Source organism: Chryseobacterium edaphi (assembly GCF_025628985.1).
Taxonomy (GTDB): domain Bacteria; phylum Bacteroidota; class Bacteroidia; order Flavobacteriales; family Weeksellaceae; genus Chryseobacterium; species Chryseobacterium edaphi.
This window is the reverse complement of sequence record NZ_JAOTEM010000002.1, coordinates 300,573-327,113: the sequence shown is the minus strand read 5'-3', so window position 1 is coordinate 327,113 and position 26,541 is coordinate 300,573. Positions and strand designations below refer to the sequence as shown.

The window sequence follows — 26,541 nt, the reverse complement described above, 5'->3', positions numbered from 1 at the left end:
TGATGAATGATAAGCGATGAATGATTTTTCTCATCAACTATCATAATCGTTTATCAAACATAAAAAAATATAAGTATGGAAAATATAGGTACACAAGGATTTTCATTTGATTTACCAAAGGGAAATTCCTCGATCATCAAAGTAATCGGTGTTGGTGGCGGTGGAAACAACGCACTAAAGCACATGTACGAAAAAGGGATTCACGGGGTAGATTTCGTGATTTGCAATACCGATGCACAGACTTTGGATAACAATCCTGTTTCAAACAAAGTTCAGTTGGGAGTTACCATTACTGAAGGACTTGGAGCGGGTGCAGATCCTGAAGTTGGAGAAAAAGCAGCTATCGAAAGCATTGAAGACATAAAAGCTTCAATGGGACAAAACACCAAAATGGTTTTTATTACCGCAGGAATGGGTGGTGGAACAGGAACTGGTGCAGCTCCCGTTATTGCTAAAGTTGCCAAAGATATGGGAATTCTTACGGTAGGTATCGTTACGGTTCCTTTCAGTTTTGAAGGAAAAAGAAGATTGGAACAGGCAGAATTGGGTCTTGAAAAATTAAGAAATAATGTTGATTCATTAATTGTAATCAATAACGATAAATTGAGACAGCAATTTGGAAATTTAGGTTTCAAACAAGGATTCTCAAAAGCCGATGAAGTTTTAACCAATGCTGCAAAAGGAATGGCAGAAGTTATTACGGGTTACTTTGATGTAAATATTGACTTTAGAGATGCTAAATCTGTACTTCAGAATTCAGGTACGGCTTTGATGTCTACAGGAATGGCTTCAGGTGAAAACAAGGCTGAAGAAGCAGTAAGAAAAGCATTGGATTCTCCATTATTGAACGATAATAAAATTACAGGCGCAAGAAATGTATTGTTATTGATCAGGAGTGGTGTAGAAGAAGCTACAATGGATGAGATCGGAATCATTATGGATTATATCCAGAAAGAAGCGGGTCATACAGCAGATATTATTTTTGGAGTTGGTGCAGATGAAGAATTGGGCGATGCAGTAAGCGTTTTGGTGATTGCTACCGGTTTTTCAAATGATAATCAAAAGTTTGCAGGACCTACTGAGAAAATCAGAATTGGTTTGAATGATGCTTTGGAAACTCCAAAAGCTTCACCTTTTAAAACAAGAGACGAAAGAGAAGTTGCTCCTGAACAGGGATATGATTTTGGAGGAAAAAATCTTTTCAGATTAGATGATGAAGATCAGGACGCGCCAAAATTTAAAATGTCGTCTTCTGAAAAAAAAATGATTATTGAGGATGAAGATGTAAAAACTGAAATAAAATTCTCTGATAGAGAGGAAGATACATTAGAAAGCCCAATTCAGAGCTGGAGAAACGAAGATTTAGGTCAGGAGGAAAATGTTAATTTGTTTTCTTTCGATGATGATCCGAATGATCTGGAAATTCAGTCTTTCTCTTTTGATTTCGAAAATAAAAAAGAAGAGCCAAAAGAAAGTTCTTTCAGAAATAATTATTCGGACGAAAAAGCTGTTGAATTTAATTTCACAGTTAACGAACCGATTGTTGAGCCTAAATATGATTTCGAACAGCCAAAAAATGAGGTTGAAACTTCTTCAGTGATTGAGATGAAGATAGAAGAAACGACTCACAAGGTTGAAACGTTCTATCAATCTCCTGAGCAACCGAAAGTAGAGGAAAAACCTGTTGTTGAAAGAAGAGTAGAAGTAGAAACTACAAGACACTCAGAATCCGAATTTACTTTCGTCAACAAACCTGCAGATCAGGAAAGAGCAACAGAAAGAAGAAACAAGCTGAAAGAATTCAATTCACGTTATCAGAATTTTGATCACGTGAATGAGTTTGAATCTGTACCTGCATTCAAGAGAAAAAATATCTCTATCGACGGTTCCAATGCTTCAGACCAAAATATCAACACCTATTTGTCTGATAACAACGGAAACATGCAGATCAGAGAAAACAGATTTTTAAATAAAGATGTAGATTAATAATAATGTAACAATGGATCAATCTAACAATGTAACAATTTGATGCATTAAAAGTATTGGTACATTGATACACTTTTACATTGTTAAATTGAATTAATATGAGTTTAGAACTTACCATAAGCGAAGCAATAAAAACAGCGATGAGAGCAAAAGACAGAGTGGCTTTAGATTCTCTTCGTGCTGTAAAATCTCAGATATTATTGCTAAAAACAGAAGCTCTTGGAGCTGAAGTTTCTTCTGAACAGGAAATTGCAATTTTGCAAAGAATGATCAAACAGCGAAAAGATTCTTACGAGCAGTTTACAGCTCAGGGAAGAAACGATTTGGCAGAAGTAGAAGATGCCCAGATGAAAGTCATTGAGAAATTTTTACCTGCACAATTGTCTCCTGAAGAACTTGAAGTAGAAATTAAGCAGATTATTTCCGAAACTGGCGCTGAATCTATTAAAGATTTAGGAAAAGTAATGGGATTAGCTTCAAAAAACTTAGCCGGAAAATCTGATGGAAAAAGTATTTCCGAGATGGCTAAGAAATTACTTTCATAATTGATTGTTGAAGGTTTTTAGTTGATAATTAATATGATCAACTGACAACCAAAAGCATCAATTGTTTTATAACGGATATTCAACCTTTGCATATCGATTTGATTAACGAAGCCCGGAACTTTATTTTCCGGGCTTCATTTTTATTCAAAAAGCCTTTTAAAATTACCATCTAAAGTATTCTAAAAACTCACGCATTTGATGATTATTAAAAGGATAAGGTGGGAACTAAATTCACATCGCATTTAATTGGATATGTCCTAGAAATTTTACTAATAAAGTTTTTTTCATGGAAGATTGTTTTTAGAATTATTTCAAATTTAATAAAAAATTGTTATTTATTAACTAATTTATCTCATTAATATCTAAAATTTAATGTGAAATATACACGTATTGCGTCGCTTTCCATTTTGTTTCCCGAATTCAGCAATAGTTTTTATTAATTGAGATAAATTTATAAATGTTGTAAATTTGTCTACAATTAAAAATTACAAGAAATGTATCCATCAGATTTAGTAATGCCAATGAAGGCTGAACTTACAGATAAAGGTTTTCAGGATTTAGAAACTCCTTCACAAGTAGAAGATGCTTTGAAGCAATCCGGAACCACTCTTTTAGTTATCAACTCTGTTTGCGGATGTGCGGCAGGAGCAGCAAGACCGGGAGTTGTTTATTCTTTGACGGGAGATAAAAAACCAGATCATTTGACAACTGTTTTTGCAGGTTTTGATAAAGACGCAGTAGATGCAGCAAGAAAACATTTAGCGCCATTTCCTCCAAGCTCACCATGTGTAGCTCTTTTCAAAGACGGAGAATTGGTTCACATGTTAGAAAGACATCACATTGAAGGAAATCCTGCAGGAGCAATCGCTGCAAACCTTCAGGCTGCCTATGACGAATATTGCTAATATTAAGCATTTAAAAACTTCAAATAGAAACCGTTACAAATTTTGTGACGGTTTTTTTATTTAAATCATTCCTTGGAAATTCAAATATGATTATATTTGTTGAAATGGCAACGAAAGCACTTTTCAATACGGTAGTCAATTGGTTTATCCGCCAAAGGATAGATCAGATACAGAATTTTATGGATCATCCTATTGAAACGCAGAACGGAATTCTGTTTTCACAGTTGTTTCATGCAGAAGATACGGAATATGGTAAGAGATATGGTTTTAATACCATTTCAAGCTATCAGGATTTTAAAAATAAAGTTCCGGTAGTTACGTACGAAGACTTTGAACCTTATATTGAAAGAGCAAGACAAGGTCATAAAGACGTAAGCTGGCCTGGTTACATCAAACATTTTGCTAAATCTTCCGGAACTACGAATGCCAAAAGTAAATTTATTCCGATTTCAGCAGAAAGTCTTGAGTATTGTCACATGAAAGCCGGAAAGGATATGGTTTCCATTTATGCCAATAATCATCCTGAAAATCAGCTTTTTACCAATAAAAATTTACGTTTAGGAGGTAGTTCAGAATTATATGCAGATTTTAATACCAAATTTGGAGATCTTTCTGCAATTCTGATTGATAATCTTCCATTTTGGGTTGAAATTACCACCACTCCTAGCAAGAAAGTTTCTCTGATGGGAGAGTGGGAAAGCAAGTTAAAGGCGATCACTTCTGAAGTCAAAAACGAAGATGTAGGAAGTATTTTGGGTGTTCCAAGTTGGATGATGGTGCTTTTACAGAGAGTTTTAAAGGAAACTGATGTCAAAAGTATTTCTGAATTGTGGCCAAACCTGGAAGTGTTTTTCCACGGTGGAATAAGCTTTAAACCCTATAAAGATCAGTACAAACAGATCATCGGGAAAAATATCAACTATTACGAAATTTACAATGCTTCCGAAGGCTTCTTTGGAATTCAGGACAGACCGAATAGCGACGAAATGCTTCTGATGCTCGATTATGGTATTTTTTATGAATTTATCCCAATGGATCAGTTTCATTGTTCAAATCCAAAAGTCATAAGTTTAGAAGATGTGGAAGTCGGCAGAAATTATGCGATGGTTATCACAACCAATGGTGGTTTGTGGAGATATTTAATTGGTGATACTGTCATTTTTACGTCAACCAATCCTTTCAGAATAAAAATTACAGGACGAACAAAACATTATATCAATGCTTTTGGTGAAGAATTGATGATTACCAATGTAGAATCTGCGCTGACGAAAGCCTGTGAAGCCACAAAATCTGCAGTGACTGATTTTACCGGAGCTCCGATTTTTATGAAAGAAAACGAAAGCGGTGCTCACGAATGGATATTTGAATTTAGCGAAAAACCTCATAGCTTAGAAGAATTCACGGAGATTTTTGATCAGCATCTTAAAGCCATTAATTCCGATTATGAAGCAAAACGTTATAACAACATTACCCTAAAGAAACCTGTAATACACATCGCAAAGCCCAATTTGTTCTATTGCTGGCTGGAATCTAAAGGGAAGCTTGGCGGACAAAATAAAGTTCCGCGTTTGAGTAATGATAGAGAATACATCGATCCTCTTCTGGAAATGAATCAATCATAAAAAAAACCGCAGAGATTATTCTGCGGTTTTTGTTTTAATTACTAAAGATTTTAATTATTAAGATCTTCTTTCAGTTTTTTTGCAGCATCTTCTACTTTTTGAGCGCCTTTTGCTGCAGTATTTTTAACGTCTTTACCAACTTCCTGAGCTCCGGATTTGATGTCTTTACCTACTTTATTGGCTTCAGCTTTAATATCTTTTCCGGCTTCGTTGATCTTTTCGCCTGTTTTATTAACTGTAGTTTTTACATCCGATTTTGCTTTTTCAACCTTTGCCGTATCCACAAAACCTGTGCGACTTTCTGTTACAGTTGTTGTAACTGAGGATCCATCCTGATTTTCTACCGTTTCTGTTTTAGAAGTAGATTGTGTACAGCTTACTATAAATGCTGAAACCGCAAATGCTGCGATAATTTGTTTTTTCATTTTGTATGTTTTGATTTTATAATTAATCTGTTTTTGGTGTAGAGGCAACATCGTTTTCCTTGGCTTTCAGCTTTTTTTCTTCTTCTGTCTTTTTCTTGTTTTCTTTTTCCAATTCTGCCTCGATTCGTTTTTCTTCCTGCTCAAGTTTTATAGCTTCTTTTACAGAATCCTGATATTTTTGAGAAGACATTCTTATTTTACGGACAATATCAACAGTGGTTGCACCCGCTGAAAAAGAGTCAATTGCAGTAGTGTCATAATGAGGTTGTAAAGCCTGAGTCTGATCAAGATTTGCAGGTTCTTTCCTTGAACATGCAATCAAAAACCCCAAACTTATACATCCTGCTGCCAATACTTTTTTCATGGAACTAATTTAATAGAAATTCTGCAATTACAGGATAATGATCTGATAATTTTACAGAATAGTCAACCTTGTAGCTTAATGCTTTAATGCCTCTGGATGTAAAAATATAATCGATTCTTAACGGAAATTTATAATCGTGAAAACTTGTAGAGCTTCCGTTTCCTGATTCTACAAATGCATCATCAAGATTTTTGCCTAAATTATAATATTCCCAAGAGTTCGGAACAGAATTGAAATCTCCGGCCAAGATCACAGGATATGGCGACCTGTCAACTGCTTTTCTTATTTTTCTAACCTGATCTTCATGAGTTTTAAATGTCGGAAGTAATCTTGAAAAAAGCGCGGCAATTTTGTTTTTTTCTTCTTTCTTACAATTTTTGTCTTCTATTCCGAGCATATTTTTATTTAGCCTGAAAGGTTCGAGATATACATTGATGACGCGTACAATTTTTCCGTTGATTTCTACATCAGCATAAAACGAATTTCCTTTGGAATGATCATCAAATAGATCTTTCTGGCGTAAAATTTTATGTTTTGTTTTCAGAATTACGGAAGGATATTTCACCAGATCTTTTCTGAGTTCTCTTGCTGTATCTTTTTCCTGAACAAGAATAATATCTGCATTTTGATCTGTAATATATTTTTTTACCGTAGGCCAACCTGCACTTCCGTATTTCACGTTATAAGTTAAAACTTTAATATCATTTTGATTAGATTGTGAAATTTGTTGTGGAGTAAAATTAACCCATCGTCTCACAGGGTTATAAAAAATGAATGTTGAACACACAAAAACAATGGCGATTTTTTTTCTTTTTAAAATCCAGATTAATGTAAAAATAAGGTGAAGCAGAAGCAGATAAGGAAAACCCAAGGAAAGTAAATTGAGTTCGCTGAAATGGTGCGGAGTAATCCAAGCGTTGGCAAATGTGCTTAACAGTAATACAAATAATATGATATGAAAAATTAAAAATACATACGCACGCTTCATAGAACTCTGATCTGCGTTTTTCGCAACAAAAATTCTGCCAAGAACGTGAGTCAAATCATAAACTTATTATAAAAGTCAATCAAGTTTGAAGGTTGAGATCACAGGAAAGTGATCAGAAAGTTTGACCGAACGGTCAACCTTATAAGTTACAGGTTTTATTGATGGTGAAGTAAAGATAAAATCAATCCTCAAAGGATATTTGTAATCATGAAAACTGGTTCCGCTGCCTTTTCCGACTTCAAAAAAAGCATCATTCAAGCCTTTTCCTAAATGATAGTATTCATAAGAATTCGGAACTGAATTAAAATCACCAGCTAAAATTACAGGATAAGGTGATTCATCAATGCTTTTTCGGATGATCGCTACCTGCTCTTGATGCATTTTAAATGTGGGAATCAATTTTTTAACAATATCTTTTACCTTTTGCTCGTCTTCTTTGCTTTCTCCATTTAATTTTACCGTACTTTTAACAAATCCAAAAGAACCTAAATGAGCATTGATAACACGGTAAATTTTACCTTTAATCTCAAGGTCAACTACTTCGCATTGCGCTGTTACATCTTCATCATTAAGATTTTCAAAAAGATTTTTCCGGTTCCGAATTTTATATTTTGAGTAAAAAGCAATAACAGGAAGATTATTGTCTCCAGATAGATTTTTAAACTGAAAGTTGTGATATGAATTTTCCTGAAGAAAAACCAAATCTGGATTTTGCTGATCTATGTATTCTTTTATTTTATCATATCCTAGTTTGCCACCCATCATATTAAATGTGATAACCTTTAAATTAGCAGTTTCTTTTTTATCAACAGAATAATTAACCCATCGCTTTACAGGATTCAGAAAAAATAATCCCAGAAACATGAATGCAAAAGCTCTTTTTTTCCAGGAAAAAATCCAAAAAAAGGTAAGTAAAATATATCCGATAATTAATACAGGAAATCCTAAAGACAACAAATTAAACCAGGGGAATATCTTCGGCGGAACATATGCATTCAGCAAAACTCCGATTAAGAGAAATAGCAATACTAAATGGGCGATAAAGAGAATAAGGCGAAAAATTTTCACGAGTTAAATTTGATTAAATCTGTTGATATGATTTTTCCATACTCTTGCAAGTAAAAAACCTACTAATGCGCCTCCAACGTGAGCAAGATGTGCTGTTCCTCCATCGCTACCTCTATCACTATATCCCAGAAAAATTGAAATTACAATAGTAAATATTAATAAATGTTTAGCTTTAACAGGAAAAGGAATGAATAAAATCATCAATTTAGCATTAGGAAAAATTGTTGCAAATGCAGCCAGAACACCAAAAATTGCACCTGAAGCTCCCACTAAAGGAGTTGATATGATCTTGATAATATTGGATATTAAATTGTTTTGAGAAGCTATTTCTTCTGCACTTCCTTTCAGTGCTTGATTTTCACCTGAAAAATAATCATAAATATTAAATCCAAGACTTTCCAGTTGTCTTGCGAACATTTCCACCTGAACAAACTCCCACGCATTAAACAATACATAAGCCCCTATTCCGCTCAAAAAATAAAGAAGAAGATATCTTTTACCTCCTAAAATATTTTCCATGAAAGAAAAATTATAAAGCATAAACATATTGAAGAATATGTGCATTAAGCCAGAACCATCACCAATAGGAGCATGCATAAACATTGAGGTTATAATCTGCCAAGATTTAAAGAAAGGAGAGAATGGATAATATGAAGCTAATGAATAATAAAATTCTATATTATTAAAAGCGTAAAGAATGAAGTTGGTCACAATATAAACAACAACATTTATAATGATAATATTCTTCGTTAACGGCGGTATATTATTAAACATCAGCTTTAAAATTTATTCTTAAGATCATTAAACGGAACTTCATAAAAACATCTTTTCCCGGTAGGTAAAAACTCTGGGAATCCTAATGCAGTAAAGTCTTTGATCACTTGTTCTGCATCGGCTTTGTAAATAAAATCAAATCTCGATTTCGACTGCATTTTTGCCCATTGATTGTGATAAAACTGCATAAATTCCTCTTCAGTTTTGTACTCCAGTATATCAAAAAGATTCTCCAGAAATTTCATCACCTGCGTTTCTTTTAATCCTTCAGGAACGGTATCAATTCTTAGCACGTTCTCATGTGCAATTTTCATGTCAAACCCGAGTTCCGGCAGAAATTTTTTGATGGATCGGTATTTATTTTTCTCAATTTCGTTCATGTGATACTCTAAAGAGAATAACAAAGCATGACTTACATTGCCTTTTTTTACGTTTTTATTATTTTCTGCAACCAGCAATCGGTGCATTCTGCCAAGATCAAGCATCAATGTTCGATCACCTTTGTTGAACAGCCAATATCCGTTTGGGAGCCGCATCAGATCTTCATCAAAATCTTCATCTTCAAACAGATTGATCTTTGAAGGTTCAGCAGAAATATTCTGATGATACATTTCCGTGAGATTATGAATTTCCGTTTTGGTTACTTCTCTTTCTTCTAAAAAAGGATTGTAATCACGGTCTACAATGATCTCCGGCATTTTCAGGTTTCCGGCATTATTACTTTTGCTCGGGAAACTTTTCTGCATCATCTCGTCCAGTTGCGGATCTCTTTCAAAATCTAAGCTTGGAGCAATATTGTAAATTCCCAATGACCTTTTAATCGTAGAACGAATTAAAGCAAAAATCAAATGCTCGTCTTCAAATTTCACTTCCGTTTTTTGTGGATGAATATTGACATCAATTTTCTCAGGATCTAATTCCAGGAAAAGAAAAAACGTCGGAATATATCCCGGTAAAAGCAGCCCATCAAAAGCCTCCTGAACAGCTTTGTTGAAATATGGACTTTTAAAAAATCTTCCGTTGACGAAAAGAAACTGTTCGCCTCGGGTTTTCTTCGCACCTTCAGGTTTAGCAACAAATCCGTGAAGTTTGCACCAAAGAATATCTTCTTTTATAGGAATCAGTTGCGGATGTAATTTTCTTCCGAAAACATCCACAATTCTCTGCATCTGAGTTCCTTTTCTCAATCTGAAAATGGGTTCGTCATCATGAAACATCGAAAATTCTAAATTCTCATGAGCCAAAGCGACACGCTGAAATTCATCAATGACATGTCTGAATTCTATATTATTGTTTTTCAGAAATTTTCTTCTTGCCGGAACGTTGTAGAAAAGATTTTTTACTAAAAAATTAGATCCCTCCGCAGTCTGTACAGGCTCCTGAAACTGAAAAGTTCCGCCTTCGATATATATATTGGTTCCTAACGGAGATTCTGCCTGTTTGGTTTTCAGTTCTACCTGAGAAACAGCTGCAATGGAAGCCAAAGCTTCACCACGAAAACCTTTTGTAGAAATTTTAAAAATATCGTCTGTCGCTCTTATTTTTGAGGTGGCGTGTCTTTCAAAAGCCATTCTCGCGTCGGTTTCAGACATTCCTTTTCCGTCATCTACAACCTGAATCAGATTCTTTCCGGCATCTCTTATGATCAGTTCAATTTTTGAAGCTCCTGCGTCAATGGCATTTTCCAAAAGTTCTTTCACGATCGAAGCTGGCCGCTGCACCACTTCACCTGCTGCGATTTGGTTGGCTACATGATCCGGTAAAAGCTGAATGATATCTGACATAAAATGATAAATGAACTTACAAAAATAGTCAAAGGAAATAAGAATTAAAATAATTAGGTGATGAATTAAAAATTAACTATTAAATATATACAGATCACCGGAAGGAATTGAGATGAAAAAATGAAGATCAGTCTGTCGGGACTCCCGACGCTCTGCCTCTGTATTGGTTCTCTTCGTCGGAAGTTCCGACAGCAAGAACCGGTTGTGGTTTGCCTCGTCGGAAGTTCCGATTGTTTCCCCCTGTTTAGATTCTCTTCTTCGGAAGTTCCGACAACGAGAACCAAAACTGTTTCTGCCCGTCGGGAGTTCCGACAGCTATTCAAAAATGAAGACTCGATTAAAAAAGCCCCTGATTGCAAAACAAACAGAGGCTACAAAACTAAGTATATACGATTTGTGCTGTCAATCGGCTATTTTTTTTAAGTCTCTTCCAAGACCAGTTTAGATTTTTCTTTTCTTGTTTCTTTTACCATCACTTCTCCGCTACCGTGAATTTTATCATACATAAATGCCATAAAGTTCGGCTTGTTGTAGATTTTTGCGTATCGGTAATTGGTTCTGAAATGTCTGATATTAATTTTATAAAAATCATACCCGATTACAACCAATAAACATAAACTGATGATGTAAAACACGCTGAATTCCAATGAATAATAAACCAATCCCGAGAAAATAGCTCCTAAAACATATGCAGACATAATGCTTGATAAAAGCTTTGCTCTTGCAATCAGTTCAGGATTTTTCCTGTATTTTTTATGGGTAAACATTGACATTAAAATACCTAAATCAGTAGTTGTACCGGTAAGGTGGGTTGTTTTCACCAGAAAGTTTGAGATACTCGCTGTCAAACCGTTTTGTAAACCTGTTGCAAAAAGCATTAAGGCTACCAAAACTTCGGCCTCTTCCAAAGTTTTTCGGTAATAAAACTGTCCGTAAAAGCCAACTCCGACGAGACATAGAATCTCTAAGATAAGCGGCATTGCGTGAGCAAAATATTTACTTTTCTTATTAAAATTAATCACAAAAAAGTTTGCCGTGAAACTTCCGAAGAAGAAAAGGAAAATCCATGCACCTACAACGGCAACCTGCGACCAGTTTCCTTTGCTGATCTCTGCTGCAAATACAGCGTAATGTCCTGTTACGTTTGAGGTAAAGGAAAGAAATATCAATAGAGATGCAATATTTATAGTTCCTGCCGTAAAAGCAGTCAGCGTCCCCAGTCTTATATTGTCTCCCAATGTCCTGCTGTTACTATAATTTCTTAACATTTTTTTTAAATTTTAAATAGTTATTATTTAATTTTAAACTTCAACAAAGACTTCAGCGAGCTTTCCTCTTTCAGGCATGAATTTCGGCACGTCAAGCGCGATTTCTCTTGACTGGATATCCTTTGCTTTTTTGATGTAAGGAGCGAGATCAAATCTTCCTTTGGTGTTTTTATCTTTCAAGGATGATGTGTAGTAAGCTTCTTCAATATTTTCTGCTTTCAAATAATTATTAAAAGCTCTTTGGAAACTTCCCGTGAAAATATCACAGACAATTTTATTGACTAAATGCGGATATTTATTTTTAATAATGCTGTAAGCATCGCAAAATTCTTTTGATCTGATTTTGTTGAAAACCGTTCCTTTGGTATTGAATAAAAGATCTCTGATAGAATCTCCCATATCATAACCCGATACAAGCAGAATGTTGTATTGTGTGTCTTCTTCTGTAGAATTTTTCTCTTTTAAGACTTTTTTTAATATGTTTAAAGATTCAAGAGAAAAGTCTGTTGCGATTAAAATGGTCTTGATCATATCTTTTAGATTTAGTGATTACCTATTTTGATAATACAAAACTATATCTGTAAGATTAGAAGACGTTTGGAATAAAATTAAAATGTAATTAAAGAGATTAAAATGAGATTAGAATTTCATTTTAGAAAAATGCTTCGTTTTAAAGCTAAGATTGCTTTTCCTCCTGTTGAGTGCCAAAAATAGTAGGAAAACGCAGCTGTACAGTCGTCCCCTGATTTTCGTGTGAGCTTACGATCAGTTCGCCATTGTGCATTCTTACAATATTTCGGGCAAGTGGAAGACCGATGCCATATCCTTCGTAATTTTTGGTATTGGAAGCTCTGAAAAAAGGATCGTAGATTTTGTCCATTTCAGACTCGGGAATACCGATTCCGTTGTCTTTTACGATGATATAAACATCTGTATCTGTGGCTCCCAGCGAAACTTTCACCTGCTGGAAATCAGAATATTTGCATCCGTTATTGATAATGTTGGCTACGGCGAGATGAAGCAGTTGCTCATTTCCCTGAACTTTCAGTTTTTTAGGATTGTCGGGAAGCATACTGATATCAAGATAGATGTTGTTTTTAGAATTGATTTTTCGCAGGGTTTCAATAACGTCCCACAAAAGCTGATCAATCCTTACCCTGTCAATTTTCTGAATTTTACCGTCAAAACCGGTTTGTGCAATCAGTAGAAGGGCTTTTATTTTTTTATCTAATTTTTCAGCTTCGTCAAGAATGATTTCCAGGGTTTCTTTGTATTCTTCCGCGGTTCTGTTAATAGATAGGGCAACATCGGCTTCTCCCATAATTGACGTAAGTGGCGTTCTCAATTCGTGAGAAACATTTCCGATCAAATGATTTTGCGTTTCAAATGAAGTCTCGATTCTTGTCAGCATCGTGTTGAAGGTGTCGATCAATTCATTCAATTCTTTATTATCTGGTTGAGGTTCCAATCTTAAATGAAGATTTTCAGAACTGATCTGCTTTACTTTTCCTGTAATTTTAAGAATAGGTTTAAATAACGTTTTAGACAAATAAAAAGAAAAAATCATACTGAAGAAAATCGACAGAACCATACAGGTAATAATTGTTCTTTTCAGAAATCCGAGATAATAAACCACATAATGATTCTTTGCAGAGGCAATTGCGATGTAGTCTTTTTGATTAAATCTAAAAGACTGACCGATATAATAAAACTCTTTATCATTATAATTGGCTTCCCCTTTTCGGATAATATTTTTAAAAAAAGTATCTGGAATATGAACTTCTTTGGAAATGTTTTTAAAGTTTGAATCCGTAGGAACTGCAAAAACATAATCACGTTCCATCGGAAGTTCTTCGTCATTTAAGCCGTTTAGAATATGATTTTCCGGAAGATCAAGACTTGCTTTGCTTTTCTCAATCTGCACAATCGTTGTGGTACGAATTTTTAGTAATTCATAAAACCTCTGATGCGAAAAATTAACAATCGAAAAATAAACCAAGCCGCCAAACAGCGAAATAACGGTTATAAAAACAACCATCAAAAGCACCATCGTTTTGGTCTGATTTGTCATTACTTTGTTAGGCATTTTCTATGGTTTCTTTAAAACATAACCCATTCCTATTACGGTATGAATCAATTTTTTGTCATCCTGATTATCGATTTTCTTTCTTAAATAATTGACGTAAACATCCACAACGTTGGTTCCTAATTCATAATTAACTCCCCAAACTGCATCCAGAATTTCTGCTCTTGAGATTACTTTTTCAGGATTATTGAGGAAGTACATTAATAATTTATATTCTGTAGTGGTCAGAGAAATTTCTTCTCCTGCGCGCGTTACCTTTTTGGTATAATCATTCACTTTAAGATCTGAAAACTGAAAAAGATATTCGTTAAATGTTTCATCCTCTGTGATTTCGGGAGTTGAAATAGGAACGCTTCTTCGTAATAATGATTTAATTCTGGCAACCAATTCGATAAACTTAAAAGGTTTTACCAAATAATCATCACCACCGCTTTCCAAGCCGAGAACAATATTTTCGGAACTTCCCAATGCCGTTAAAAAGAGAATAGGAACGTGTTTGTTGGTTTTTCTGATCTCTTTGCAGACATCCAATCCGTTCATTTCGGGAAGCATGATGTCTAAAATGACCAGATCGAAATCATTTTCCTGCACAAGACTGACTCCGGTGCGACCGTCAAAAGCCACCGAAACTTCATATCCCTTTTCCTGAAGCCCTTTTTTAATAAAAGAAACTACGCTGGTTTCATCTTCGATCAGAACAATTTTTTTCATAATGCAACGAGTTTCACAAAAATAGGGAAAAGATAATAAACGAAAAAGACGAAGAAAACTTCGTCTTTGGAATGAATGATATGCTTAAAAGTGTTTTATTTACCCGAAATTGCTTTTAAAATAATCGGTTCTAAATTAGAAGGTAAATCAGCAGATTTTATCTGATAGTTTTTGATTTTCATCTCTTTAAACCAGTTTTCCCAGTATTCTTTGATGACATCGGCTTCGAAAGGATTTCCTTTTGCGGGATTGATCCCTAAAACGATTACTTCAAGATTATCAAGATCATCATTTGCTTTTATAAAGCCTAAACCTTTTTCCTGAATTTTATTTTTGAATTCCGAAGAATTTAGTTTTAAAGATTTCACAAGTTCCGGAGTGAGATAAGAGGTTTTTTGTCCTTCAGAAAATTTGGAATCTTTGTGATAAATATAACCGTCAGTTAAAATGAAAAGTACATTTCTATGATCATCTTTGATGCAGTAATCTTTCGCTTTATTCTTGAAAAAATCCCAAATATCTGAACCGACATATTTTTTATCTTTTATAGCCGACTCATAAATCTGCATTGGCAACGAAGAATATTTATTTTCAACCAATTTGATGTTTTCTTTCGTGGTGTTTTTATCAAAAGAAACTTTCAACTCTTTTGTCAGTTGGTTCATTTTAGGATCAGAAGGTTCAGGATTAAAGAATACCTGCATTTGATCGTTGAGCTGAATGACTTTTTTGCTTTTAATGTGATCTAAAAATCCTTTCTCGATGGCTTTGATGTATTCCGTGTCTCTTTGGAAATATTCCATTGTCGGATTTGGATTTTTTTCAGGATCGATTCTGTCTGAAAGATCGATTAATACACTCACATTTAAATTTTTAGAATTTGAAGTGTCTTTAATCTGAATCGGATCTTCGGAATCATTTTTTGGTGTCTTTCCACATTGAATGAAAAAAGCGGACACAATGATAAAGTAAAATATTTTTTTCATAATTAATTTTTATAAAACTGACATATAAACAGAATTCTGACTGTCGGAATTTGCACCTACTTTATTGAGATTGTAGTTGTATTGTTTCTTGCATTCTTCTATCATTTCCTGTTTTACTGATTGAGAAACGGCTAATTTTTCACTCATAAAAGTGATCCAACCCTGCATATATTCCGAAGCGTAGAGTTTATAATCTTTTGTAGGAATAATCACTCCATCGATAATGTTCTGAAGTTCTTCGATTCTGCCTTTTGCTTTGGCAATTAGTTCTTTGATACTTCCAATACTATTTCTGACTTCTTCTTTCTCTTTTTCAAAATCAAGAATTCTTTCCTGATGAATCAAAATATCTTTTTGTCTTCTGATTTGCTCGTTTTTGATCTTATCTTTTTCTTTATGCTCTTTCATCACAAAGTCGAAAACCAGTCCCCAAATAATGTAGACAATAAACCCGGCGAAAATAATTCCCCAAAACTGATTTTTTGTAAATGCTATTTTGAGATCGAATGGGAGAGATTCAAAAGTTTTGTTGAGTTCGTACAATTTAGATTCAATTTCATAGGCTAAAATGGCATCGAACACAAATGTGATAATGAATAATAGTGCGATTTTAGCATAATTGCCAAAACTTTTATTTTCGCCAAACATGTGGATCAAATATCCCAAACCTAAAAACACAAACGGAATCAGCGTCACAAAAGCTCCTTCAAGCGGACCTTCATCCCAAGCTTTGTTGAAAGCTTGCGCATCCAAAACACTCTGAATAATATTTCCGTTCGCATCAAAACTTTTGAAAAACGCAGAATACGAAGTCGAAATATAAAAAGTGAAAAGATACAGACTGATCGGAATCAGAAGAATCAAACCGATCCAGAATTTTGTGGAAGCACCTTTTGTTGCGTTTACGCTGTACGCTTCGGGATTTCTTGGAAGATCGTTGATTTCAAATTTCAGACCTTCAATTTTATCCTGAACATTTTTGATGTCTTCACCAATGTTGTTAAGCTTTTCTTCTTTGTTATCTAAAGAAACTGTCAGTCCTTTGATCTCTGTTTCCTTGTTTTTTTGTTCATTGAGATAAGGTTCCTTTAGTTTACTCTGTTTTTCAACGAGTTGTTTTTCTTCGTTCTGAAATTTAGAATAAATTGCATCAAGGCAAATTGATAAGGCAGTATGATTTCCGCTGTTTCTTGTTCCGTCTCTGTAGCCGGATTCGTGATACGTTCTTTTTCGGCTTTCTTCTGTTTCTTCGATGTTTACCGTTTCAGTTGTCGGAAGCTGATTTTGATTTTCATCAACCGGAACAGTTTTTAATCTGAAAAGATTTTTAATATTTGAGGTCATGGCATTCATAGTGATCAGTTTTTTAAGTCATTAAGAATATCGGTTTTGGTTTTTCCATTCTTTACTCCTTCGATGAAATAATCGGCAATATCTTGTACGTTTTCTTCTAAGAAGCCGAACATTCCGACATATTTTTTGAGAGCAGAATATTCATTTTCCGTGACAATTCCGTCTGCCCAAATCATTACCGTGAGATCGTAGAGATATTCTACTTTTTCTTCGATAGTTTCAGGAATCAGAGATTTTGAATTAATTGGATTTAAAAGAATTTCATCTAAGTTTTTTGACGAAATGCCTCTTTCTTCAGCAGATTTGTAAAGCATTTTCAATTCGAGCGGACTAAAATCATCGTCGCAAATTGCCATTTGATATAATCTTAAAAAATGAGCTTTAAGATTTTCGGGTATTTGTAGTGTTTCCATAGTTTTTTATTTAATTATTCGGTCTCTTGTTCGTGGGATTTCCTGATGCTGAATGTCAATTGTTTCCGGTTCTTTTATCTTTTTCTTCGGAACTAAACTGTAGAAATAGTAGAGCAATAAAAGTCCGACAATGCAATCAATGAAAATCCAAAATGGATTTAAATAAAGGTAAATCGGAACAATCGGATTGAAAAGAATGAAGATCAAAACGAAAGCGATGAACCAAAATCTTCTGGTTTTAAACTCATTCACAATAATCACGAATGACATGAACGAAACGATGATCCGAAGAAAAGTATAATAGCCAATTGGTAGATCAATAATGCCGATGAAACAGCATAGTGATGCTATAATGATGAGGTATTTCATATAATTAGTTTTAAAATTTGCCGGACTTTTATTGTGAATTAGTTACAGCCTGAACAATAAGATCTGTCTACATATTCTTTGCTGCTTCCCGCCATATAATAACATCCACCTCTTTTTCCAACGTACAAGGTGTGACCATTGAAAGTACAACCTCGGCTTTTTGATGAAGTTGATTTTCGAGTTCTGCTCTTCTTGCTTTTCTTTTTCTTTCCTTTTGAAAAAGACATTTCGGTGGTAGAAGTTGTGTTGTTTGTTGATGCAAAAATGGTTGCAGGTAATAATAAGCCTAAACCTAAAAGGCTTGTAAATAGTAGTTTTTTCATGGTTTTAATGTTAATTATTTATATAAAAATTTCATTCATAGATTTTTCTCTCATCGCTTGTGCTTTTACATGATCATTGGCATTTCTATGCTGCCTGATACAGCTGGTTAATCCTAGTGAAAGTATTTCGGCTTCATTATAATTTAAGCGTAATAAGTAGCTTTTGTTTTGAACAACAAACTCGAAACTTCCTCCCCGTATATCATGAGAAATCAACTTATAAAAGGGAATTTGAAAGCTTTTTCCTCCAGCATTGAAAACTATTCTAGAATTTGTCAGAAATAAAGTTCCGGGATGTATCTGTGTCACGTTTTCTTTTATAGGACGGGATCTTCCGCCGCCAACTCTTGCACCTACTCCTTTCGTAACTCTAAAAGAAACGCTAGAACTTGTACTCGAATAGCCTTTATGAACCAATTTATTTTCAATGAGATTGGCATTAATACTCAGATAGCATTGCTCATCTCTGCTTAAAACTATTGGAGGATTGTAGACGAGCGGAAAAATACCATGATCTAAATTCCATAATAGTTTAGCGTGTTGTAAACTTTTAATTTTTCTTTCAGAGATAAAATTTTTAATATTCTGGTGATCAATTTTCAAGTTTCTTGTTGTCTGCTTCAATTCCGTTTCTTTCATAGGAGAAAGACGTCTATCAGATATCTTTTCTTCAAGAATTTTATTAAATAATGAAAAGGCAATTTTGTTTTTGATTGCTTCAGTTTTGTCTGGTGGAAATTGAAGAAAGTTAGACACGCTTGTTATTTGTTGATTTTCAGAATCGGTCAATACCTGATCTGAGTAACATTTCTGAATTAAATTTTTCACAGTTTTTTCTGAAATTCTATTTTTTTCAAGAAATATTTGCTGATCGGATAAATTGAAATATACTTTGATCTCATTTAGCTTAATTATCTCATTCGGAGTAAGATTAAAATCTGAAACTGCATAGCATAAAGTATTATAGTAAATCTTTTTCCCGACTTTTATTTTTAGCTTGTTACTTAATGGTTTTTTACGATTTAATACATTTTGATTGTAGATTGGCAAAATAGTATTGAGATCAGAATAGTTTATTGTTTGTAAGATTTTATTGGTTCCATCAAGGTTCATTATTTTATTTATAATGAAATCGCCTGATAATGGAAGTAGAAATATTGTAAATATTAAAGTTACTACAGAAGCGATAAAGCTTTGTTCCAATAGTAAACCCAATGACAAAAGAAAAAATAAAGCTCCGAAAAACCAACGTAAAATTTTCAGTATCAATAAAAAAGTTTTCATGGTTATAAGTTTTATGAATAGTTTTCTAATGTTTTGTGAAGTTCATTCCTGAAATTATAAATTTCATCAAGACTATTCAGCAAAACTTTTTCTCCTGCGTCTTTACCATGATGAAAAGTTTCCAAATATTTATTTGCAGTATTAAAATGGAATCTGCAAAGTGGTTTTCTGTTGTTATCATCAAGCAGAACTCCGAAATATGATAAAGTGTCTCTATGAGCAATTCGTTCAGAAGGAATTTTTTCTCTCAAAATGGCTTTTACAATTTGAAAAGCTTCTAGTTCTTCTTCGGTTGTAACGATTTTAGAATCATTATTTTCATCAATAGGAGTTGAAGTTGTAACTTTTTCTTCCTGTTTTTCGATTTGCTCGTTGATGCTTAATGCAGATTTTAGTCTAAAACTAATTGACTCGTTGATTGATGTGGTCAGTGCTTTTTTGGTATATTCTTTAAAAGCGATCATTCGGTTTGCAATGAGCGGCCTATTAAAAAATCGACTGACCAACATTTTGACCAATTCATCCGAAGGAGTTTCGATTTCTTTCTCAAATTCATTTCTGATAGCTCTGATGTATTTCAAAGCTTCCGCAGAGTCTAAGATACTTTCGAGATTGTAATCTTTTTTGGTAAAGCTCTCCAATATTTTTATCGAACTATCTTTAATGTCTTCAATATTAATGGTGAAAAAAGGTTTTTCATCCATAATATTTGGCTTTTCAAGATCTGTGTAAAAATTATAGATGATTCCATTGGTAAGAACTCCAAATCTTGATTTTGAAACATGATAATAACGATGAAGCTGAGAGTTGTGAGCATCTGCGCTTTCTTTCCAGTGTTTGCACTCTATGATAAGAATGGGTTCATCATTTTTTCTGATAACATAATCTATCTTTTCTCCTTTCTTTGTTCCGATATCACAGATGTGTTCCGGAATTACTTCTGTAGGATTGAAAATATCGTAACCTAAAATCTGAATAAAAGGCATTACAAAAGCGTTTTTTGTAGCTTCTTCTGTTCCGATCTGATCTTTTAGTCCTACAACTTTCTGATGTAATTGTTCAAGTTTAATTTTAAGATCCATGGTTTTGATTTTTAAATCGTTTCATCAACAGTTTCTGCTGTCGGAGCATTGGTTTTAACAGAAGAAATGCCAACTTCCATAGAAGCTTTTGAACTGTAATATTGGCTTTTACCTATAATTTCTCCATTCCCGGCTTTCAAGACAAAATAATCTTTGCTGTTAACTGTAACTCGTCTGTCATATCTCGCATCGTTTTGTGAATTAATTTTCACAGAATCAATTCCTTTTTGACAAGATGATTTCTGAACGTATCCTTCACTCATTAAAATGATTTCTCCGTTGTTGGCTTTCAAGTTAAATTGATATTCTTTGTTAACTCTCTGAGTGATTTCAAATTTTCCCATGATTTTAGTTTTTACAGCCGTTTTTATCACATGTTATTTTTTCACTTGTATTTGTCCAATGAGTAGAATGAATAGTCGTGTCAGTTCCGCAACCAGTCGTTCCTCCTTTTTGTCCTTTGTGAACGATTGCTGTTGGTGTGTGTTTTACATTCATAGTAAATATTTTTTTAATTGTTTTAACACTCCAAAAGTATAACCCTTTAAAAACCAATCCTTACGGGAAACCGTAAAACGAAAAAAACCTTTCAAAAAATGAAAAGTTTTATAAATTTTATAAAGAATATCATTAAATAATTCCCCAATCTTTGCAAAGAGCAATCAGTTGTTCGTTATTGCCGACTCCTAAAGATTCTTTCATATTATTGAGACACTTTTCAACACTGCTCAAGCTCGATGGTTTGATGTTGTTTTCTTTTAAATAATCAGGAATATTTTTTTGCATCATACCTTCTGAAAGTAATTTCACCAAAATAATCTCAAATCTTGTAAAATCGTAAGAATTTTTTGTCTTTATCGAATTTTTTATATTGGTTGAAATATATTTTTGATCATTAAAGACAGCTTTTACAGCTTGTTTCAATTCTTTAAGGTCACCTCGACCTTTAGATACAAAACCATTAATTTTATGCGTTTTGAAAAGATCATCAATGACTTCAGCCCTATCTTCTATTGAGAAAGCAATGATTTTAGTAGTAGGAGATTCACTTTTAATGATACTAATTAAATCCCGACCATTCGTTAGATGCTGTTCTCTATGATCGCTTACAAAAGAAAGATCGGTAATAAGTAAATCATAAGGGGCGTGTTCACGATTGCTCTTTTTGATCTTTATAAATGCATCGTCACAATACTGAACATTGTCAACAGTTTCAATTTTTAATTCTTCAAGGGCATTTTGAATAGATGAGTAATAACTCTCGAAATCTTCGGCTATCAGTGCTTTTTTAAACATAGTTATTAATTTTTTGCTGGAAATGAAAGGGTTATTATCAAACCATTTTCTGTTTTCGTGTCAAAATTAATTGTTCCACCAATAGAATTTATACGGGATTCCGTATTTTGCAAACCATTTTTGGGAGAAAATTCCGAAATTCCTATTCCGTTATCAGAATATACAATATTGATCAGGTCATTTTCGAGTAAAAAATCAAGAAGAACTTTATTTGCTTTGCTGTGTTTTTTCATATTGGTCATGAGTTCCTGTAAGATATAAAAAACTTCAACCTTTGAATGATCTGCAACTTCCTCCCACAAAGATTCTTCGTTACCGATAATAGGAACTTTGATAATTTCTGAGGAGTAAGATTTTAGCATTTGAGATAAATGCTGTGAGAAATTATGCTCAAGAGCGACATCATTTTTCTCATAGGATATGTCTCGCGAAATCTGATAAATCCCATCAAGTTTGTAAAGCAAAACTTCTTTGTTCATGTTCTCAGTATTCTCTACTTCAGACATGACATGATAAACTTTGTTGGCTACTTTGTCATGTACTTTTTTGGAATATCTGAGTTCTGTGTTTTTTACTTCGAGTTCTTTTTCTTTTTTTAATCTTATCTGGCGTTTGCGAAACCAAACACTTATTATAATAATTACTAAAGCTAAAAAAACAAGAAGAAAATATTGCTTTTGAACTTTGTTTTCGCTGTTTAAAGCATTAATTCTGTTTTGTTCTGTATCATAAATTACTGAAGTGAATTGGCTTTTTGAATTGTTGATTTCCTTTTGAATACTGTCATTTAAGCCTTGATATTTATTAAAAAGGGGTTTAATATTCTCACTTTCTTCAGTACTAATCATCTTTTTTAAAGCTTCTAATTCATCATCAGAACTGCCTGTCTTTTTAGAGTTTTCATACATCGCTTTTGCGTAATATAAACTCTTAGATTGATTTTTGTTTTTAAAAAAATCGGCAAGATGAGATAAACTGGCATTTATTCCAGATAAATCTTTTCTTCCTAACTTATTTGATAAAATAGATTTTAATTCTTTTTCTGCATTATAATTTTTGTTTGATAAAAATTTTGAATAAGCATAATTATCGAAAATTTTATTTCCTAGGTCGATACTGTCTTTAATTAATTTGTTTTTTGTTGCATTGGAGAAAATTTTAACAGCTTCAGGATAATTTTTAATTTTTAAATTAATAATTCCAATATTATTCTGTAAAACTAATTTCGCATGCTCATTATCACTAAATGGAATAGCTTTGTTGTAAAAATATATTGCTTCTTTGTAATTTTTTAATTCCTCATGATTTCTACCAAATTGATTATATATAGAGGAAAAATTTTCATCATTTTTGTCTAAAAGCTTTGCAGCCTTTGTGGCATTATCATTACTGCCTAAATAATCTCCCTTCTCAGTTTGTATCATGGAAGAAAATATTAATGATACTGCAGCGTCTTTATTTTGTTTATTGTTTAAATATTGTTGGTAGGATTTATAAAATTTCACAAATGCACTATCAAATTTTTTCTTATAATATAATTCAGTACCTTGTTCATAAAGCTTATCGGCTTCAATTTTATCTTTTTCTTTACCACATGCAATAAAAGTTAAAATAAACAATAATAAAAAAAGGGAATGATTTTTTTTCATTCCCCTAAGTTAAAAAATAATATTATTTCTTTGGTGGTATTGGATGCGTTTCCCCACCTGTATCTCCACCCGGATCAATTCCGGTTCCTGGATCTAAACCTGTTCCTCCGGAATCCTGAGTTGTCACTGTTCCTCCGTTATTGTCATTGCATGTTGCATTTCCGTTATTATTTCCGAATGCTAAACCAAGTAGCACTAAAAGTAATTGAATCATTTTGTCAAAAAATTTATTGTTAAAGCATTCGTGTTCTTCCCTGCGAAACAGATCACAGATAGTGTTACACGATTAAAAAAATGAAGCGCTTCTAAAATTTTTTGGGAAGTGAACCTTCAAAAACGGAAGAGAAACATCTGCTTCCCAACCCGGAGTTTTCTTCCGTTTTATCAGGTGATTTTGAAATCAGTTTTGTAAATTTGTTTTTGTAATTGTTTGTTTCTCACTGATTTCTTGAGCAAATTTGCGACAAATGGAGAAGCCGGTGTTAGACAAAACATAGACATCGATGGACAATAAATGGACAGGATTTGATTACGGAAAACCGTAATGAAGTATGGTTGGAAATCACCTATTTTGTAATACTCTTAAAAACTAATTATGTCCAAAAGAAAACTATTAATCGATGAGGTATTTAAGCGAGGAGAAAGAGAATCGGGAAAAAATGCAAAAAGCGGAATAGCTGCTTATTTATGGTCTTATTTTGACGATCATTTTTCACCAAGTATTTCAGATAAGACTTTTATCAGATATTACGATGCATTTATAAGGGATGATAAGGAAATCAATATTGATTCTGATACTTTAAATAAATTAAGTCAATATGTCGGCTACAAAGATTTCTCAGACTTTGCCAGAACTTTTGTAAAAAAAGAAGATGATGCAAACAAAACAACAATAAAAATAAGTGTAGATGAGAATGAAGAATCTTTAACGGAAAAGCTTTCGAATATCATCATTAATATTACCAACGAACAATATTTCAAAATGCCGGAATTTATGAAACAGAATGGTTTCGGAATGGTAGAAGTTGCTTTCGTATTATTACTTCTTACAGGGAATTATACTTTTTCTAAACAACAAAATAAAGAAAACCCTTCTGTGCTTTCTTTATTAGGCGAATCTACGAAAGAAAAGAAATGTATGTACTGGGATAAATTTGAATATAAAATCACAGATTGTGAAGACGATCGACCTAATCTTGATTTAACACCAGCGGATGAATATTTAGTTAAATATTTTAAAAAAATCACAAGAAAAGATACCTTGACTGTTGAGAATGCAATAGGAAACACTTGGTATTCAAAGTATAATGGAGTGGTAGAGTTTTTCACTTTGGATGGTGTAGATCCGGATAATGGACGAGAATTGCGAAGTTCAACGGCTTACATTATTGAAAAGTACGCTGGAATTCAGGAAGAGTAAAAAACAAAAAAAGCGAAGAGAAATCTTCGCTTTTTCTTTATTCTGAATCTGTTAACATTCCAAGTTCTCCGAAATGTTTTTTAAATTTTTGAATTTTTGGACCCACTACTGCGCTGCAGTAAGGCTGATTAGGATTCACATTGTAATATCCTTGATGATATTGTTCTGCTGCCCAGAATTTTTCAAATGGTGCCAATTCTGTCACATATTTTCCTGACCATTTTCCTGACGCTTCAGATTCTTTGATGGCATTTTCCGCTCTTTCTTTTTCCGCATCATCTTTGTAGAAAATGACAGAACGATATTGAGTTCCGATATCATTTCCCTGTCCGTTAAGCTGAGTAGGATCGTGGAGGAAGAAAAATACATCCATCAGTTGATCATAAGAAATAATTGCAGGATCATAAGTGATTTGTACAACTTCTGCATGACCTGTTTGTCCGGTACAGATTTCTTCATAAGTCGGATTATCTGTGTGACCACCCGAATATCCGGAAATTGCAGATTCTACACCTTTCAGCATATTAAAACAGCTTTCTACACACCAGAAACATCCGCCTCCGAAAGTAATTTGCTGTAAATTATTTTTATCCATTTTAAAATTGATTTTAAATTTAATAGTTTCTCACACCTTTTTTAGGTAGTTTAAAAACGTATCAAAAATAAGAAAAAATTGAGCCAAAATTGTTTCAAGCAAAGGTTTAAACACAAATCGCACTCATAGATTTCACAAATAATCTTAAATTATTTTCAGCAAAAATATTAAACAAAAAAAGCATCCTCAAAAGAGAATGCTTACTATTTTTATTTGCCTGAATTTATTTTTCCCAAACCAATGCGCTTGCTCCCAAAATAGCAGCGTCTGCTTCATCCAGTTCACTGAAAACCAATCTTACTTTGTTTCTGAAAATTGGTAAAAGGTTTCTTTCCATGTGAAGTTTGGCTGGTTTTAAAATAAAATCTCCCGCTTTAATTACTCCTCCGAATAATAAAATAGCTTCCGGTGAAGAGAACATCACGAAATTTGCTAATGCTTCACCCAATTTCTGACCGGTATATCTGAAAACTTCAATGGCTACAGGATCTCCTTTTAAAGCGCATTCGTGTACGGTTTTAGAATTGATGGTATCTTCAGGATATTGATTCAGCATAGAATCCGGGAATTCTGCTCTCATTTTTTTTGCGGTGATGGCAATTCCTGTAGCAGATGCATAAGATTCAAGGCTTCCTTCAGAACCTGTGCTCCAATGTTTTCTTCCGCCTGGTTTTACGATGGTATGACCGAGTTCTCCTGCAAAACCGTCATGACCATAGATCAAATGTCCGCTGGAAACAATTCCACTTCCAACACCAGTTCCCAAAGTAATCATGATAAAATCTTTCATGCCTCTTGCAGCGCCGTACATCATTTCACCAAGAGCTGCAGCATTTGCATCATTGGTCATTTTACAAGGCTGTCCGAATTTTTCAGTCATCAAATCCGCAAATTGAATCACACCTTTCCATGGAAGATTGGGGGCCTGTTCGATAGTTCCTCTGTAATAGTTTGCGTTGGGCGCGCCTACACCGATTCCTTCCATCATTTTATCTACACCATGCTCATCGATCAACGGCTGAATTTCTTTGTGCAGTGCATCAATAAATTCTTCCGGAGTACCGTATTGATCGGTTGGGATTGAACCTTTTGCTAAAATCTGGCCTCTGTGATTCACTAAACCAAATTTAGTATTGGTCCCACCGATATCGATACCTAATGCAACCTGTTTTGACAAATCTATTACTGACATTTTCTTATTGTATAATTTCGAGGCAATAAATTTATAAAAAAGATTGTATTAAT

29 protein-coding genes are annotated in these 26,541 nt (G+C 33.7%); 5 read left to right on the top strand and 24 right to left on the bottom strand.

The genetic code is table 11. The annotated features are described in order from the left end of the window. Positions 1-75: 75 nt before the first annotated feature. From ftsZ to NZ698_RS09635, 4 genes are all read left to right on the top strand, one after another. Positions 76-1,986 carry a cell division protein FtsZ gene (gene ftsZ / locus NZ698_RS09650; protein WP_263002903.1) on the top strand — a complete coding sequence of 637 codons (1,911 nt, stop codon included), beginning with the start codon at positions 76-78 and terminating at the stop codon, positions 1,984-1,986. Positions 1,987-2,084: 98 nt separating this feature from the next. Continuing rightward, positions 2,085-2,531, top strand: coding sequence for a GatB/YqeY domain-containing protein (locus NZ698_RS09645; protein ID WP_263002902.1), 447 nt, complete (start codon positions 2,085-2,087; stop codon positions 2,529-2,531). Between the two features lie 494 nt (positions 2,532-3,025). Beyond that, positions 3,026-3,436, top strand: a complete 411-nt coding sequence (locus tag NZ698_RS09640) for a BrxA/BrxB family bacilliredoxin (protein ID WP_263002901.1) — start codon at positions 3,026-3,028, stop codon at positions 3,434-3,436. Between the two features lie 104 nt (positions 3,437-3,540). Further along, positions 3,541-5,058: a GH3 auxin-responsive promoter family protein gene (locus tag NZ698_RS09635; RefSeq protein WP_263003406.1), complete on the top strand. Its 1,518-nt coding sequence runs from the start codon at positions 3,541-3,543 to the stop codon at positions 5,056-5,058. A gap of 50 nt (positions 5,059-5,108) precedes the next feature. Here the strand turns inward: NZ698_RS09635 and NZ698_RS09630 are convergent, their stop codons facing one another. The 22 genes from NZ698_RS09630 to NZ698_RS09525 all read right to left on the bottom strand — a co-directional run bounded on the left by NZ698_RS09630 (position 5,109) and on the right by NZ698_RS09525 (position 23,495). Then, entirely contained in the window at positions 5,109-5,483 is a 375-nt protein-coding gene (locus NZ698_RS09630) for a hypothetical protein (RefSeq protein ID WP_263002900.1), read from the bottom strand. 22 nt (positions 5,484-5,505) lie between these two features. Continuing rightward, complete coding sequence (locus NZ698_RS09625; protein ID WP_263002899.1) at positions 5,506-5,847, bottom strand: hypothetical protein; 342 nt, start codon at positions 5,845-5,847, stop codon at positions 5,506-5,508. 4 nt (positions 5,848-5,851) lie between these two features. Beyond that, entirely contained in the window at positions 5,852-6,889 is a 1,038-nt protein-coding gene (locus NZ698_RS09620) for an endonuclease/exonuclease/phosphatase family protein (RefSeq protein WP_263002898.1), read from the bottom strand. Between the two features lie 21 nt (positions 6,890-6,910). Beyond that, positions 6,911-7,903, bottom strand: coding sequence for an endonuclease/exonuclease/phosphatase family protein (locus NZ698_RS09615; protein ID WP_263002897.1), 993 nt, complete (start codon positions 7,901-7,903; stop codon positions 6,911-6,913). Positions 7,904-7,906: 3 nt separating this feature from the next. Then, positions 7,907-8,677 (bottom strand): rhomboid family intramembrane serine protease, encoded by a 771-nt coding sequence (locus NZ698_RS09610; protein ID WP_263002896.1) that lies wholly within the window; start codon positions 8,675-8,677, stop codon positions 7,907-7,909. A 5-nt stretch (positions 8,678-8,682) separates the two neighbouring features. Then, positions 8,683-10,461 (bottom strand): DNA mismatch repair endonuclease MutL, encoded by a 1,779-nt coding sequence (gene mutL / locus NZ698_RS09605; protein WP_263002894.1) that lies wholly within the window; start codon positions 10,459-10,461, stop codon positions 8,683-8,685. 419 nt (positions 10,462-10,880) lie between these two features. Further along, positions 10,881-11,729: a YoaK family protein gene (locus NZ698_RS09600; protein ID WP_263002893.1), complete on the bottom strand. Its 849-nt coding sequence runs from the start codon at positions 11,727-11,729 to the stop codon at positions 10,881-10,883. 33 nt (positions 11,730-11,762) lie between these two features. After that, a complete protein-coding gene (locus NZ698_RS09595; RefSeq protein WP_263002892.1) occupies positions 11,763-12,260 on the bottom strand; it encodes a hypothetical protein in 498 nt (165 codons plus the stop codon). Between the two features lie 145 nt (positions 12,261-12,405). Continuing rightward, positions 12,406-13,815 (bottom strand): sensor histidine kinase, encoded by a 1,410-nt coding sequence (locus NZ698_RS09590; RefSeq protein WP_263002891.1) that lies wholly within the window; start codon positions 13,813-13,815, stop codon positions 12,406-12,408. A 3-nt stretch (positions 13,816-13,818) separates the two neighbouring features. Further along, positions 13,819-14,526 (bottom strand): response regulator transcription factor, encoded by a 708-nt coding sequence (locus NZ698_RS09585; RefSeq protein WP_263002890.1) that lies wholly within the window; start codon positions 14,524-14,526, stop codon positions 13,819-13,821. Positions 14,527-14,621: 95 nt separating this feature from the next. Further along, entirely contained in the window at positions 14,622-15,512 is an 891-nt protein-coding gene (locus NZ698_RS09580) for a hypothetical protein (RefSeq protein WP_263002889.1), read from the bottom strand. Positions 15,513-15,521: 9 nt separating this feature from the next. Then, positions 15,522-16,865, bottom strand: coding sequence for a beta-carotene 15,15'-monooxygenase (locus tag NZ698_RS09575; RefSeq protein ID WP_263002888.1), 1,344 nt, complete (start codon positions 16,863-16,865; stop codon positions 15,522-15,524). Positions 16,866-16,870: 5 nt separating this feature from the next. After that, positions 16,871-17,278: a hypothetical protein gene (locus NZ698_RS09570; RefSeq protein WP_263002887.1), complete on the bottom strand. Its 408-nt coding sequence runs from the start codon at positions 17,276-17,278 to the stop codon at positions 16,871-16,873. A gap of 6 nt (positions 17,279-17,284) precedes the next feature. Then, on the bottom strand, positions 17,285-17,647 hold the full coding sequence (locus NZ698_RS09565; RefSeq protein ID WP_263002886.1) for a DUF6804 family protein: 363 nt from the start codon (positions 17,645-17,647) through the stop codon (positions 17,285-17,287). 38 nt (positions 17,648-17,685) lie between these two features. Then, positions 17,686-17,970 carry a hypothetical protein gene (locus NZ698_RS09560; RefSeq protein WP_263002885.1) on the bottom strand — a complete coding sequence of 95 codons (285 nt, stop codon included), beginning with the start codon at positions 17,968-17,970 and terminating at the stop codon, positions 17,686-17,688. 18 nt (positions 17,971-17,988) lie between these two features. Then, positions 17,989-19,254, bottom strand: a complete 1,266-nt coding sequence (locus NZ698_RS09555) for a PH domain-containing protein (protein ID WP_263002884.1) — start codon at positions 19,252-19,254, stop codon at positions 17,989-17,991. Positions 19,255-19,265: 11 nt separating this feature from the next. After that, complete coding sequence (locus tag NZ698_RS09550; RefSeq protein WP_263002883.1) at positions 19,266-20,336, bottom strand: type I restriction endonuclease; 1,071 nt, start codon at positions 20,334-20,336, stop codon at positions 19,266-19,268. 11 nt (positions 20,337-20,347) lie between these two features. Beyond that, complete coding sequence (locus NZ698_RS09545) at positions 20,348-20,680, bottom strand: YegP family protein (RefSeq protein WP_263002882.1); 333 nt, start codon at positions 20,678-20,680, stop codon at positions 20,348-20,350. A 4-nt stretch (positions 20,681-20,684) separates the two neighbouring features. Continuing rightward, on the bottom strand, positions 20,685-20,834 hold the full coding sequence (locus NZ698_RS09540; RefSeq protein ID WP_263002881.1) for a hypothetical protein: 150 nt from the start codon (positions 20,832-20,834) through the stop codon (positions 20,685-20,687). 132 nt (positions 20,835-20,966) lie between these two features. Continuing rightward, on the bottom strand, positions 20,967-21,632 hold the full coding sequence (locus NZ698_RS09535) for a response regulator (RefSeq protein WP_263002880.1): 666 nt from the start codon (positions 21,630-21,632) through the stop codon (positions 20,967-20,969). A gap of 5 nt (positions 21,633-21,637) precedes the next feature. Beyond that, positions 21,638-23,281, bottom strand: a complete 1,644-nt coding sequence (locus tag NZ698_RS09530; RefSeq protein ID WP_263002879.1) for a tetratricopeptide repeat-containing sensor histidine kinase — start codon at positions 23,279-23,281, stop codon at positions 21,638-21,640. 22 nt (positions 23,282-23,303) lie between these two features. After that, positions 23,304-23,495, bottom strand: coding sequence for a hypothetical protein (locus tag NZ698_RS09525; protein ID WP_263002878.1), 192 nt, complete (start codon positions 23,493-23,495; stop codon positions 23,304-23,306). Positions 23,496-23,876: 381 nt separating this feature from the next. Here NZ698_RS09525 and NZ698_RS09520 point away from each other — a divergent pair, with 381 nt between their 5' ends. Continuing rightward, positions 23,877-24,701 carry a hypothetical protein gene (locus NZ698_RS09520; protein ID WP_263002877.1) on the top strand — a complete coding sequence of 275 codons (825 nt, stop codon included), beginning with the start codon at positions 23,877-23,879 and terminating at the stop codon, positions 24,699-24,701. Positions 24,702-24,738: 37 nt separating this feature from the next. Here NZ698_RS09520 and msrA read toward each other — a convergent pair whose 3' ends face one another. Both msrA and NZ698_RS09510 read right to left on the bottom strand, forming a co-directional pair. Continuing rightward, positions 24,739-25,296 (bottom strand): peptide-methionine (S)-S-oxide reductase MsrA, encoded by a 558-nt coding sequence (gene msrA, locus NZ698_RS09515; protein WP_263002876.1) that lies wholly within the window; start codon positions 25,294-25,296, stop codon positions 24,739-24,741. Positions 25,297-25,519: 223 nt separating this feature from the next. Then, complete coding sequence (locus tag NZ698_RS09510) at positions 25,520-26,488, bottom strand: ROK family protein (protein ID WP_263002875.1); 969 nt, start codon at positions 26,486-26,488, stop codon at positions 25,520-25,522. Positions 26,489-26,541 lie beyond the last annotated feature (53 nt).

What these genes read in the sequence shown, in the direction of transcription:
- NZ698_RS09530 (WP_263002879.1), bottom strand. Translation starts at nt 23,281, where the DNA reads ATGAAAAAAAATCATTCCCTTTTTTTATTATTGTTTATTTTAACTTTT.
- NZ698_RS09640 (WP_263002901.1), top strand. Translation starts at nt 3,026, where the DNA reads ATGTATCCATCAGATTTAGTAATGCCAATGAAGGCTGAACTTACAGAT.
- NZ698_RS09600 (WP_263002893.1), bottom strand. Translation starts at nt 11,729, where the DNA reads ATGTTAAGAAATTATAGTAACAGCAGGACATTGGGAGACAATATAAGA.
- NZ698_RS09645 (WP_263002902.1), top strand. Translation starts at nt 2,085, where the DNA reads ATGAGTTTAGAACTTACCATAAGCGAAGCAATAAAAACAGCGATGAGA.
- mutL (WP_263002894.1), bottom strand. Translation starts at nt 10,461, where the DNA reads ATGTCAGATATCATTCAGCTTTTACCGGATCATGTAGCCAACCAAATC.
- ftsZ (WP_263002903.1), top strand. Translation starts at nt 76, where the DNA reads ATGGAAAATATAGGTACACAAGGATTTTCATTTGATTTACCAAAGGGA.
- NZ698_RS09520 (WP_263002877.1), top strand. Translation starts at nt 23,877, where the DNA reads ATGTCCAAAAGAAAACTATTAATCGATGAGGTATTTAAGCGAGGAGAA.
- NZ698_RS09570 (WP_263002887.1), bottom strand. Translation starts at nt 17,278, where the DNA reads ATGGAAACACTACAAATACCCGAAAATCTTAAAGCTCATTTTTTAAGA.
- NZ698_RS09560 (WP_263002885.1), bottom strand. Translation starts at nt 17,970, where the DNA reads ATGAAAAAACTACTATTTACAAGCCTTTTAGGTTTAGGCTTATTATTA.
- NZ698_RS09540 (WP_263002881.1), bottom strand. Translation starts at nt 20,834, where the DNA reads ATGAATGTAAAACACACACCAACAGCAATCGTTCACAAAGGACAAAAA.
- NZ698_RS09555 (WP_263002884.1), bottom strand. Translation starts at nt 19,254, where the DNA reads ATGAAAACTTTTTTATTGATACTGAAAATTTTACGTTGGTTTTTCGGA.
- NZ698_RS09585 (WP_263002890.1), bottom strand. Translation starts at nt 14,526, where the DNA reads ATGAAAAAAATTGTTCTGATCGAAGATGAAACCAGCGTAGTTTCTTTT.
- msrA (WP_263002876.1), bottom strand. Translation starts at nt 25,296, where the DNA reads ATGGATAAAAATAATTTACAGCAAATTACTTTCGGAGGCGGATGTTTC.
- NZ698_RS09590 (WP_263002891.1), bottom strand. Translation starts at nt 13,815, where the DNA reads ATGCCTAACAAAGTAATGACAAATCAGACCAAAACGATGGTGCTTTTG.
- NZ698_RS09565 (WP_263002886.1), bottom strand. Translation starts at nt 17,647, where the DNA reads ATGAAATACCTCATCATTATAGCATCACTATGCTGTTTCATCGGCATT.
- NZ698_RS09580 (WP_263002889.1), bottom strand. Translation starts at nt 15,512, where the DNA reads ATGAAAAAAATATTTTACTTTATCATTGTGTCCGCTTTTTTCATTCAA.
- NZ698_RS09635 (WP_263003406.1), top strand. Translation starts at nt 3,541, where the DNA reads ATGGCAACGAAAGCACTTTTCAATACGGTAGTCAATTGGTTTATCCGC.
- NZ698_RS09545 (WP_263002882.1), bottom strand. Translation starts at nt 20,680, where the DNA reads ATGGGAAAATTTGAAATCACTCAGAGAGTTAACAAAGAATATCAATTT.
- NZ698_RS09575 (WP_263002888.1), bottom strand. Translation starts at nt 16,865, where the DNA reads ATGAATGCCATGACCTCAAATATTAAAAATCTTTTCAGATTAAAAACT.
- NZ698_RS09550 (WP_263002883.1), bottom strand. Translation starts at nt 20,336, where the DNA reads ATGGATCTTAAAATTAAACTTGAACAATTACATCAGAAAGTTGTAGGA.
- NZ698_RS09625 (WP_263002899.1), bottom strand. Translation starts at nt 5,847, where the DNA reads ATGAAAAAAGTATTGGCAGCAGGATGTATAAGTTTGGGGTTTTTGATT.
- NZ698_RS09630 (WP_263002900.1), bottom strand. Translation starts at nt 5,483, where the DNA reads ATGAAAAAACAAATTATCGCAGCATTTGCGGTTTCAGCATTTATAGTA.
- NZ698_RS09535 (WP_263002880.1), bottom strand. Translation starts at nt 21,632, where the DNA reads ATGTTTAAAAAAGCACTGATAGCCGAAGATTTCGAGAGTTATTACTCA.
- NZ698_RS09610 (WP_263002896.1), bottom strand. Translation starts at nt 8,677, where the DNA reads ATGTTTAATAATATACCGCCGTTAACGAAGAATATTATCATTATAAAT.
- NZ698_RS09595 (WP_263002892.1), bottom strand. Translation starts at nt 12,260, where the DNA reads ATGATCAAGACCATTTTAATCGCAACAGACTTTTCTCTTGAATCTTTA.
- NZ698_RS09525 (WP_263002878.1), bottom strand. Translation starts at nt 23,495, where the DNA reads ATGATTCAATTACTTTTAGTGCTACTTGGTTTAGCATTCGGAAATAAT.
- NZ698_RS09510 (WP_263002875.1), bottom strand. Translation starts at nt 26,488, where the DNA reads ATGTCAGTAATAGATTTGTCAAAACAGGTTGCATTAGGTATCGATATC.